This window comes from Actinomadura geliboluensis (assembly GCF_005889745.1).
Classification (GTDB): domain Bacteria; phylum Actinomycetota; class Actinomycetes; order Streptosporangiales; family Streptosporangiaceae; genus Spirillospora; species Spirillospora geliboluensis.
Genome location: NZ_VCKZ01000335.1, coordinates 1 through 10,110, shown reverse-complemented (window position 1 = coordinate 10,110; position 10,110 = coordinate 1). Strand labels below are relative to the sequence as shown.

Sequence of the window (10,110 nt, the reverse complement as noted above, 5' to 3'; positions counted from 1 at the left end):
GGCATTCGGGGAGCGGCGAAGGGGCGCGGCGACGTACGCTGCGGAGCATGAAGGGACGTCCACTCCGCTTCACCCCGCGTCGGGACGCCGGGATGTTCGCCTATGAGCGCGCGCTGGCGCACGGGGGGTTCAGCCCTGTGGCAGGTGTCGACGAGGCGGGGCGCGGGGCCTGCGCGGGACCGATGGTGGTCGCGGCGGTCATGCTGCAGGGTGGACGCGGCCGGATCGACGGCCTGACCGACTCGAAGCTGCTCACGCCGGCGCGCCGGGAAGAGCTGTACGCGGAGATCATCAAGCGGGCGTACGCGTGGAGCGCGATCATCATCCCGTGCCACGACATCGACCGGATCGGCCTTCACCGGTGCAATGTCACCGGGATGCGGCGGGCGCTGGCCGCGCTGGACAAGCGGCCCGCCTATGTGCTCAGCGACGGGTTCCCCGTCCCAGGTCTGGACGTGCCCGGCCTTGCGATGATCAAAGGCGATCAGGTCGCGGCCTGTGTGGCGGCAGCGTCCATCGTCGCGAAGGTCACCCGAGACCGGATCATGGTCGGGCTCCATGAGCGTTACCCCGAGTACGGCTTCGACGTCCACAAGGGCTACGTGACTCGCGCGCACGGCGAAGCGCTCGCCGCGCACGGGCCATGTCCGGAGCATCGGTTCTCCTACGTCAACGTCGGGCGGGCCTTGCGCAACAATGGGGATGTGGCCGTGGTGGAGGAGACCGAAGGGGAGGTCTCCGACGAGGGCTGCGCGGAGGGGGCACGAGCGTGAGCGCGGAGGATCTCGAGAAGTACGAGACCGAGATGGAGCTGCAGCTCTATCGCGAGTACCGGGACGTCCTCGGGCTGTTCAGCTACGTCGTCGAGACCGAACGCAGGTTCTATCTCACGAACTCGGTCGACCTTCAGGTGCGCGGTGCCGACAGCGGCGACGTCTTCTTCGAGGTCACGATGCAGGACGCGTGGGTCTGGGACATGTACCGTCCTGCCCGCTTCGTTAAGAACGTGCGTGTCGTCACGTTCAAGGACGTGAACATCGAGGAACTCGCCAAGAGCGACTTCGAACTTCCCTCCCAGGAGTGATCTGGCGGACGACTCCCTGCCCGTGTGGGACGGCGTGATCGACGTGGTGTCGTCGGGGCGGCACGTGGCGGTCTGGTAGGCGAGTGCGCCGTCCTGGTGTTGGGGTTCTGCTGTGGCGACGGGGTTGTTGAGCGGGTCACTTCGGCTCCTCGGGAGACGGGGTCGGGCCCTGCGAGGTTTTTCCGGACTTGGTCAGGCGCCAGCCGGCTGCGGCGCGCTCGATGAAACCCGCAGCGGACAGTAAGCCCAGCTTGGCGTTGACGGTGGGCAGGTCGACGCCTGCCTTGACGGCGAGCTGCGCGGGGCCGGTCGCGCCGCGGGAGGGGAACGCCTCCAGGACGGTCCGGGTCACCGGTTCGAGCCGGTCGCGGGGGAGGACGGGCGTGTTCGGCGGAGGCGCCAGGTCCGCGCCGATGCGCCCTACCGCCTCGATGATCTCCTCGGGGCGGGTGACCAGTGTGACGCCCTCCTCCCGTAGCAGCCGATGGCAGCCGACCGAGGAGCGTGAGGTGATCGGGCCGGGCACGGCCATGACCACCCGGCCCAGCTTGGACGCCCAGCCGGCGGTGTTCAGGGCGCCGCTGCGGGCCTCGGCCTCGACGATGACCGTGCCGCGCGACAGGGCCGCGATCACCCGGTTCCGGACGAGGAAGCGCAGCCGGTGCGGATGCGTCCCCGGCGGCGACTCGCTGACCAGCAGTGACCGCCGCGCCATCTCGGCGAACAGCCCCTCGTTGGACGCCGGGTAGGGGACGTCGACCCCGTTGGCGAGGACGGCGACCGTGGGGCCGTCGGCGGCCAGCGCGCCGCGGTGGGCGGCCGCGTCGATGCCGAGCGCGCCGCCGGAGACGACCGTCCAGCCGTCATCGGCCAGGTCGGAAGCGAAGTCGGCGGCGGCGCGCAGGCCGTAGGGGGACGCGGCGCGGGAACCGACGATGGCGACCGATCGCAGGCAGGAATAGCGCAGGTCGCCGGGGCCGCGCAGCCACAGCGCGTAGGGGCGTCCGGTGCCGAGGTCGTCGAGGGTCGTCGGCCATTCGGGATCTCCCGGGCAGATGAGGCGTCCGCGGAACCCGGCACAGACGGCCATGTCCTGGTCGGGTTCGGCGGCGATCAGGCGGATCCGCCACTGGTCGAGGCGCTGGACCTCCTTCAGGGTGGCGTCGACGCCGTTGGGGAGGCGGCAGGTGCGGACCGCTTCGAGGGCCCCCTCCGGGCCGCAGTGGTCGATGATTCGGTTGAGGAAGGCGTCGCCGGGCTCCGCGACGGCCGTGAGGGTGGCGCGGGCGGTCCTCTCGTCGCTCATTGGCGCCCCGCCGACCAGAGGGCGAGCGCACCGCCGACGTCGTCCGGGCCGGGCTCGTCGTGGCCCGCCAGGTCGGCGATCGTCCAGGCGACCCGCAGGATGCGGTCGAGACCGCGGGCGCTCAGCGTGCCGCGCTGCAGCGCTTCGTCGGCCGCGCGCATCGCCTCGGCGGACGGCGTGAAGCGCCTGCGCAGCTCCGGGCCGGGAACCTCGGCGTTGGAGCGCCACGGGGTTTCGGCGAGGCGGTGCCGCGTCCGTTCCCTGGCGAGCTGGACGCGTTCGGCGACCACCTTGCTGGACTCGGCGAACTCCAGGTCGTAGCGGAGCTCCGCACGGCTCGCCGGTGTCAGCTCCAGCTTGAGATCGATGCGGTCGAGGAGCGGCCCGGTCACGCGGCTGGCGTATCGGCGCCGGATGCCGGGCGCGCAGGAGCAGTCGATCTGCTTCGCCGCCGCGCACGGGCACGGGTTCGCCGCGAGGACGAGCGTGAACCGGGCGGGGAAGTGCGCCATGCCCTCGATGCGGGAGATCCGCACCACGCCCTCTTCGAGCGGCTGCCGCAGGGCGTCGAGCGTGCCTCCTTGGAATTCCGGGGCTTCGTCCAGGAAGAGGATCCCCCGGTGGGCGAGGGAGACCGCGCCGGGCTGCAGGACGCGGCCCGACCCGCCGCCGACCATCGACGCCCTGGAGGCGGTGTGGTGCGGGGCGTAGAACGGCGGCTGGGTGATCAGCGGCTGGCCTGGCCGGAGGGTCCCGGCGACCGAGTGGATCGCGGTGACCTCCAGGGCGATCTCCGGCTCCAGGGGCGGCATCAGGGTCGGCAGCCGCTCCGCGAGCATCGTCTTGCCGCACCCCGGGGGCCCGGCGAAGAACAGGTGGTGGCCGCCCGCCGCGCTGATCTCCAGCGCCCGGCGGGCCTCGGCCTGCCCCCGGACGTCGGCCAGGTCGAGGTCGGGCGGGATCTCCTGCTGCCGGATGGCGTAGCCGTCCGCGGGGATGGCGAAGTCGTCCTCCTCGTCGTCTTCGATCGGCGGCGGCTCGTCGCGCAGGATGCACAGCAGGCCGCGCAGCGTGCCTGCGGACACGACCTGCATGTCGGGGACGAGTTCGGCCTCGGCGGCGTTGGCCTGCGGCACGACGACCGTGCGGCACCCCCTGTTGGCGGCGGCCAGCACGGCGGGCAGGATGCCCTGGATCGGGCGGATGCGGCCGTCCAAGCCGAGCTCCCCGATCAGTACCAGCCCCGCGCAACTGCGCGGCGGGACGACCTCCGCCGCCGCGAGCAGCGCTATCGCGATGGCGAGGTCGAAGGTCGATCCCTTCTTCGGCATGCTCGCCGGAAAGAGCGACACCGTGACATGTCGATTTGGCCAATCTTCGCCGGAATTGAAGATGGCGGCGCGGACGCGGTCACGGGCCTCGCTAAGGGCCGTGTCGGGGAGGCCGACCAGGTGCAGGCCGGGGACGCCGCTGGTGATCGCCGCCTCCACGTCGACGACGAAGCCGTCCACGCCGACCAGGGACACCGAGCGGGTCTTGGCGAGCGTCATCAGCAGACCTCCCGCAGGTGGTCGATCGAGAACCCGTCGCCGTCGCAGGTCAGCCCGAGGACGTCCACCCGTATGAGCGCACCGCTGACCCCCTGAGACGCGGCCCACCGCAATGCGAGCCGCCGTAACCGGGCCGCCTTCTCGGCGGTGACCGCTTCGACCGGATCGCCGAACCGTGCCGAGCGGCGGGTCTTGACCTCGCAGACGATGTGCCTGCGGCCGTCGTGGGCGACGATGTCGAGTTCGCCCTCGGAACAGCGCCAGTTGCGGTCGAGGATCTTCCAGCCGAGGCCGGCGAGGTAGTCGGCCGCGGCCGCTTCGCCGCGTCGGCCGAGCCTGATGTGAGCCTTCATGGATGCCTCACCTCCGGCCAATGACGTTGCCGGGCTATGACTTTGCGTGACGAAAGAATGACTACTTGTGGATAACCCGGCTGGAGATCACGGCAGTTTGCGCGAAAGCGCAGGTCGGTGCTTGCGCCGGCCGGGCCGTTGGCGCAGCGTGACGGCTGTGACCAACGCGCTGGAGGACGCCGTAGCCGCGTTCGGCCGCCATCTCCGCGCCGAACGCGACGTTTCGCCGCACACGCTGCGGGCCTACCTGGGAGATCTGTCCGACCTGTGCGCCTATGTCGCCGTCGCCGGGGTCAGTGACCCCGCTGAACTGGACATCTCGATACTCCGGGCCTGGCTCGCGCGTCAGCATGCGCTGGGACGCTCCCGTGCGACTCTGGCCCGCCGCACGGCCGCCGCCCGCGCCTTCACCCGGCACCTGCACCGGCGCGGGCTCCTTAGGGACGATCCCGGGCTGCTTCTGGGGACACCGAAACGGCAGCGCGATCTCCCCAGCGTCCTCACGCAGGGCGATGCGGCGCGGCTGCTCGACACGATGGACGCTCAAGGCCCCCTCGGGCTCCGTGATCTGGCCGTGCTGGAGGTGCTCTACGGGACGGGCGTCCGCGTCAGCGAACTGTGCGGGCTCGACATCGACGACCTGGACACCGGGCGCGCGACCGTCCGCGTCCTTGGCAAGGGTGGACGCGAACGTGTAGTCCCGGTGGGAGAGCCGGCCGTCCGTGCCGTCCAGGACTGGCTGCGCGCAGGACGCCCCGCCTTCGCTACGGAGGACAGCGGCCCAGCGCTCTTCCTGGGCGTGCGAGGCGGACGCCTCCATCCGACGAGCGCACGCCGTATCGTCCACGCGCGGATCTCCGAAGTGGGCGAAGTCCCCGACCTGAGCCCCCACGGACTACGCCACAGCGCCGCGACCCACCTCCTGGAAGGCGGCGCCGACCTGCGGAGCGTCCAGGAGATCCTCGGCCACGCCTCCCTCCAGACCACCCAGCTCTACACCCACGTTTCGGCCGAGCGGCTGAAACAGGTCCACCGCCAGGCCCACCCCCGCGGCGCCCAACCCGACTGAGGACCCGGTGTGCGCCCTGCCCAGCGGCACGCAGCTGCCGCCCGGGTTCGGTGCGCGGAAGCCGGGCGGGCGGCAGCGTTCGGGGGTGGATTGTGGACGCGAGCAGCGTCAGGGGGTGCGGCGCAGGCGGCGTTCTTGGGCGAGGTCGATCACGCCCGGCGGGGGACGGCGGCGGTGGCGGCGGAAGCGGAAGCGGCGCCATGCGAAGGCCACGGACAGTGTCAGCGCCATGCCCGTCAGCGCGCCGCCCGTCGCCGTGGTGGCGTCGCGCAAGACGAAGCGGGTGGTGGGCTCCTCCGGGGCGGCGCCTTGGGACGGAGCGGCGCTGCGGGACGGCGCGGGCTGCGTCCAGCGAGGAAGGAGGCGCACCTGGCGCCGGACGAGGCTGATCGGATCCAGGTACAGGCCACCGCGGCGCAGGCCCCAGTGCAGGCAGGGGACGCGGCAGTGGTGCAGCCCGTTCTCCAGGACGCCGATCCGGGCTCCGGAAGTGACGTGGCTCCCCACATGCACGCTGGGGACGACGGGCAGGTACGTCGTGCGCAGCAGACCGTGATCGATCGCCACGACGCCGCGTCCGGCCAGGCGGTGGGCGTAGGAGACGCGGCCCGGTGCGGCGGCGTGGACGGCCTGCCCGGGGCGCCCCGCGAGGTCGACGCCGCGGTGGCCGGCGCCCCACGGCGTCGACGGCGGCGAGAAGGCCCGGACGACCTGCGGCGCGGGCGGACCTAACGGCCAGCGCCAGGCGTCCAGGCCCGGTGCGCCGATGGTGATCATGCAGGTGAGCAGCAGTGTGAGCAGCGTCATGCAGCGCAGCCTGCCGGGCCGGGGCCACCGGGTCGATACGTTCGCCGGACTGTGGATAACCGCCCCGGCCGTTGATGCCCGGACGCCTCGGCGCCCTGATAATCTGTAGGCGTGCCCGAAAGGACACCGGCCAGGGCCAGGCCGTCATCGACCCGCCTCCGGGCGGGGAGACGAGAAGCCGCTCCCGGAACGGACAGGCCCAGACCCGGCAACGGGCCAGCCGCCTGGGATGCCCATGGCGGCTGATTTCACGCGTCCGCATGCCACCGAAGTGCTTGGTGGGGCGCAGTCCCTCGGTCCGTCGCCTCGGCGACGGTGGGACGGCACCCGGGCGCAGGCAGACAACCAAATGCGGCCCGGCAGGGCCAGAGAAGGAGAGCACGGGCAATGGCACCCGTCGTCACCATGCGGCAGCTCCTTGAGAGCGGCGTCCACTTCGGCCACCAGACCCGCCGGTGGAACCCGAAGATGAAGCGCTTCATCCTCACCGAGCGCAACGGCATCTACATCATCGACCTGCAGCAGTCGCTGTCCTACATCGACCGCGCGTTCGAGTTCGTCAAGGCCACCGTGGCCCACGGCGGCACGATCCTGTTCGTCGGCACCAAGAAGCAGGCCCAGGAGTCCATCGCCGAGCAGGCGGCCCGGGTCGGCATGCCCTACGTGAACCAGCGCTGGCTGGGCGGCATGCTCACGAACTTCTCCACCGTCCACAAGCGTCTCACCCGGCTCAAGGAGCTGGAGGAGATCAACTACGACGACGTGGCCGGCTCCGGCATGACCAAGAAGGAGCTCCTCGGCCTGCGCCGCGAGAAGGACAAGCTGGAGCGCACCCTCGGCGGTATCCGCGACATGGCGAAGGTTCCGAGCGCCATCTGGATCGTGGACACCAAGAAGGAGCACATCGCGGTCAACGAGGCCAAGAAGCTCGGCATCCCGGTCGTCGCGATCCTCGACACCAACTGCGACCCCGACGAGGTCGACTACCCGGTCCCCGGCAACGACGACGCCATCCGCAGCGTCAGCCTGCTGACCCGCGTGGTGGCCGACTCCGTCGCCGACGGTCTGCTCGCCCGCGCGGGCGCCGCGACCGGCGGGGACGAGAAGCCGGCCGAGCAGGCGGCGGGCGCCGCCGAGCCGCTGGCCGAGTGGGAGCGCGACCTGCTGGAGAACAAGCAGGCCGAGGCCCCGGCGGACGCCGCCGCGAGCGCCGAGGCCGCGCCGGCCGCCGCGCCCGCCGAGGAGTCCGCTCCGGCCGAGCAGGCCCAGCCCGAGCAGGCTCAGCCTGAGCAGGCGCAGGCCGAGCAGGCGCCGGAGGCGGCTCCGCAGGCCGCCGAGGCCGAGCAGGCTTGATCCCGCGGTCCCGGCGGCCCCCGCGCGGGGCCGCCGGGACCGTCGCGGGTCCCACGACCAACGACGAGAGAAGCGAAGAGAGCGATGGCCAACTTCACCGCCGCTGACGTCAAGCGGCTCCGCGACCTGACCGGCTCCGGCATGATGGCCGTGAAGAACGCCCTCACCGAGGCGGACGGCGACTTCGAGAAGGCGACCGAGCTGCTGCGTCTCAAGGGCGCCAAGGACGTCGGCAAGCGCGCCGAGCGCACCGCCGCCAACGGCCTCGTCGCCGAGCACTTCAACGGCTCGGGCGACGGCTCGCTGCTGGAGCTCAACTGCGAGACCGACTTCGTCGCCAAGAACGCGCAGTTCATCGAGCTGGCCCAGCGCCTTGTCGAGTTCGCCGCCGGCAGCGGCGCCGCCGACGCCGCCGCGCTGCTCGGCGCCGAGATCGAGCCCGGCAAGACCGTCCAGGCCCTGATCGAGGAGAACAGCGCCAAGATCGGCGAGAAGCTGGAGCTGCGCCGCTTCGCCCACTTCCAGGGCGCGTACGTGGCCAGCTACCTGCACAAGTCCGACCCGTCCCTGCCGCCGACCACCGGTGTGCTGGTCGAACTGGACAGCGAGAACGCCGAGGTCGCCAAGGACATCGCGCAGCAGATCGCCGCGATGGCGCCGAAGTACCTCACCCGCGAGGAGATCCCCGCCGAGGCGATCGAGAAGGAGCGGGCGCTCGCCGAGCAGCTCACCCGCGACGAGGGCAAGCCCGAGCAGGCCATCCCCAAGATCGTCGAGGGCCGGGTGAACGCCTACTTCCGCGATTTCGTCCTCGTGGAGCAGGCGTTCGTGAAGGACAACAAGAAGACGATCGCCAAGGTCCTCGACGAGGCCGGGGTGAAGGTCGTCCGCTTCGCCCGCTTCAAGGTCGGGCAGGCGTAAGGGCACTCTGGAGACGGGTACCCGAGACATCGCAACGCAACGAGGAGGCCGCCGACGTGCCGGACAAGACGACCACTAGCGCGACGGCGGCCTCGTCGTCCGCCGGGCACGCGCCCGGCGGGCACGCGCCGCGTGCCGGCTGGAAGCGGGTCCTGCTGAAGCTCTCGGGCGAGGCGTTCGCCGGACGCGACCCGCTCGGCATCGACCCCGCGGTCGTCCAGCACGTCGCCGAGGCCATCGCCGAGGCCGTCCGGGACGGCGTGCAGGTGGCGGTCGTCTGCGGCGGCGGCAACATGTTCCGCGGCGCCGTCATGGCCGAACGCGGCATGGACCGCGGCCGCGCCGACTACATGGGCATGATCGGCACCGTCATCAACTGCCTCGCCCTGCAGGACTTCCTGGAGAAGCTCGGGCTGGACACGCGGGTGCAGACCGCCATCACCATGAGCCAGGTGGCCGAGCCTTACATCCCGAGGCGCGCCATACGGCACCTGGAGAAGGGCCGCGTGGTCATCTTCGGCGCGGGCCTCGGACAGCCCTTCTTCTCCACCGACACCACCGCCGCCCAGCGCGCGCTGGAGATCGGTGCGGAAGCGGTGCTGAAGGCGACGCAGGTGGACGGTGTGTACGACGCCGATCCACGAAAGAATCCAGACGCGGTCAAGTTCGACCGTTTGGATTACGGTGAAGTTCTACAGCGGGGCCTGAAGGTCATGGACGCCACGGCCATCAGTCTCTGCATGGACAACGCGCTCCCCATCGTGGTCTTCGATCTCATGGGGCAGGGCAACATCGTCCGGGCCGTCCGGGGTGAGAAGATCGGCACGCTGGTCAGCCCGGCCCAGGGCTGACCGCAGTCCGCGCCGGTGCCCAGCGCACCGTGCAACCGCAGGAGCAGGGCCGACCAGATGACATGGGAGTCACAGTGATCGACGAGACCCTCCTCGAGGCCGAGGAGAAGATGGAGAAGGCGGTCGCGGTCGCCAAGGAGGACTTCCAGGCCATCCGCACCGGCCGGGTCACCCCCGCGATGTTCAACAAGATCACCGCCGAGTACTACGGGACGCCGACGCCGATCAACCAGCTCGCGTCGTTCACGCTGCCCGAGCCGCGGATGGTCATCGTCCAGGTGTTCGACAAGTCGTCCACGCAGGCGGTGGAGAAGGCGATCCGCGACAGCGACCTCGGCGTCAACCCGACGAACGACGGCAACGTGATCCGGGTCGTGTTCCCCGAGCTGTCGGAGGAGCGCCGCCGGGACCTCATCAAGGTCGCCGGGACGAAGGCGGAGGAGAGCCGGGTCTCCATCCGCAACATCCGGCGCCGCGCCAAGGACGCCCTCGACAAGCTCGCCAAGGACGGCGAGGCCGGTGAGGACGAGGTGCGGCGTGCCGAGAAGGAGCTCGACGACACGACGCATCGCTACGTGGCGCAGATCGACGAGCTGCTCGAGCACAAGAAGGCCGAACTGCTCGAAGTTTGATGGAACGTGACGATGCCGGGGAGCCCGTCGGCTCCCCGGACGAGCCGGAGGCCCACATGGCCGGCCCACCCCCCGGAGAAGCTCTGGACTCGCCCTCTGAGCAGGACGGATCCGTTGAGCAGGCGCCCTCGGCGGACGTTCCGTCCGCCGGCGCCACCGCCGCGGTGCCCCCTGAGGCGTCCCC

12 protein-coding genes are annotated in these 10,110 nt (G+C 71.1%); 8 read left to right on the top strand and 4 right to left on the bottom strand.

Going from position 1 to position 10,110, the window contains the following annotated elements:
- The first annotated feature begins 47 nt into the window (after positions 1-47).
- On the top strand, positions 48-773 hold the full coding sequence (locus tag ETD96_RS33445) for a ribonuclease HII (protein ID WP_138640486.1): 726 nt from the start codon (positions 48-50) through the stop codon (positions 771-773).
- On the top strand, positions 770-1,084 hold the full coding sequence (locus ETD96_RS33440; protein WP_138640484.1) for a DUF2469 domain-containing protein: 315 nt from the start codon (positions 770-772) through the stop codon (positions 1,082-1,084). Before ETD96_RS33445 ends, ETD96_RS33440 begins: the two co-directional genes overlap by 4 nt.
- 136 nt (positions 1,085-1,220) lie before the next feature.
- Here the strand turns inward: ETD96_RS33440 and dprA are convergent, their stop codons facing one another.
- The 3 genes from dprA to ETD96_RS33425 are packed head-to-tail and all read right to left on the bottom strand — an operon-like array spanning position 1,221 to position 4,293.
- A complete protein-coding gene (gene dprA, locus ETD96_RS33435; RefSeq protein WP_138640483.1) occupies positions 1,221-2,390 on the bottom strand; it encodes a DNA-processing protein DprA in 1,170 nt (389 codons plus the stop codon).
- Entirely contained in the window at positions 2,387-3,940 is a 1,554-nt protein-coding gene (locus ETD96_RS33430) for a YifB family Mg chelatase-like AAA ATPase (protein WP_138640482.1), read from the bottom strand. Before ETD96_RS33430 ends, dprA begins: the two co-directional genes overlap by 4 nt.
- A complete protein-coding gene (locus tag ETD96_RS33425) occupies positions 3,940-4,293 on the bottom strand; it encodes a YraN family protein (protein WP_138640481.1) in 354 nt (117 codons plus the stop codon). Before ETD96_RS33425 ends, ETD96_RS33430 begins: the two co-directional genes overlap by 1 nt.
- A 157-nt stretch (positions 4,294-4,450) precedes the next feature.
- On the opposite strand from ETD96_RS33425, the gene ETD96_RS33420 reads away from it, so the two are divergent.
- Positions 4,451-5,362 (top strand): tyrosine recombinase XerC, encoded by a 912-nt coding sequence (locus ETD96_RS33420; protein ID WP_240808407.1) that lies wholly within the window; start codon positions 4,451-4,453, stop codon positions 5,360-5,362.
- 108 nt (positions 5,363-5,470) lie between these two features.
- On the opposite strand, the gene ETD96_RS33415 is transcribed toward ETD96_RS33420, so the two are convergent.
- A complete protein-coding gene (locus tag ETD96_RS33415; protein WP_138640479.1) occupies positions 5,471-6,169 on the bottom strand; it encodes a murein hydrolase activator EnvC family protein in 699 nt (232 codons plus the stop codon).
- A gap of 387 nt (positions 6,170-6,556) precedes the next feature.
- Here ETD96_RS33415 and rpsB point away from each other — a divergent pair, with 387 nt between their 5' ends.
- The 5 genes from rpsB to ETD96_RS46115 all read left to right on the top strand — a co-directional run.
- Complete coding sequence (gene rpsB / locus ETD96_RS33410; protein ID WP_138640478.1) at positions 6,557-7,522, top strand: 30S ribosomal protein S2; 966 nt, start codon at positions 6,557-6,559, stop codon at positions 7,520-7,522.
- A gap of 84 nt (positions 7,523-7,606) precedes the next feature.
- Positions 7,607-8,443: a translation elongation factor Ts gene (gene tsf / locus ETD96_RS33405; protein ID WP_138640477.1), complete on the top strand. Its 837-nt coding sequence runs from the start codon at positions 7,607-7,609 to the stop codon at positions 8,441-8,443.
- A gap of 56 nt (positions 8,444-8,499) precedes the next feature.
- Positions 8,500-9,294: a UMP kinase gene (gene pyrH, locus ETD96_RS33400; protein ID WP_138640476.1), complete on the top strand. Its 795-nt coding sequence runs from the start codon at positions 8,500-8,502 to the stop codon at positions 9,292-9,294.
- 74 nt (positions 9,295-9,368) lie between these two features.
- Positions 9,369-9,926 (top strand): ribosome recycling factor, encoded by a 558-nt coding sequence (frr, locus tag ETD96_RS33395; RefSeq protein ID WP_138640485.1) that lies wholly within the window; start codon positions 9,369-9,371, stop codon positions 9,924-9,926.
- Positions 9,926-10,110, top strand: a 185-nt coding sequence (locus ETD96_RS46115) for a hypothetical protein (protein ID WP_420884826.1), incomplete at its 3' end; no start/stop codon positions are given. The genes frr and ETD96_RS46115, both read left to right, overlap by 1 nt.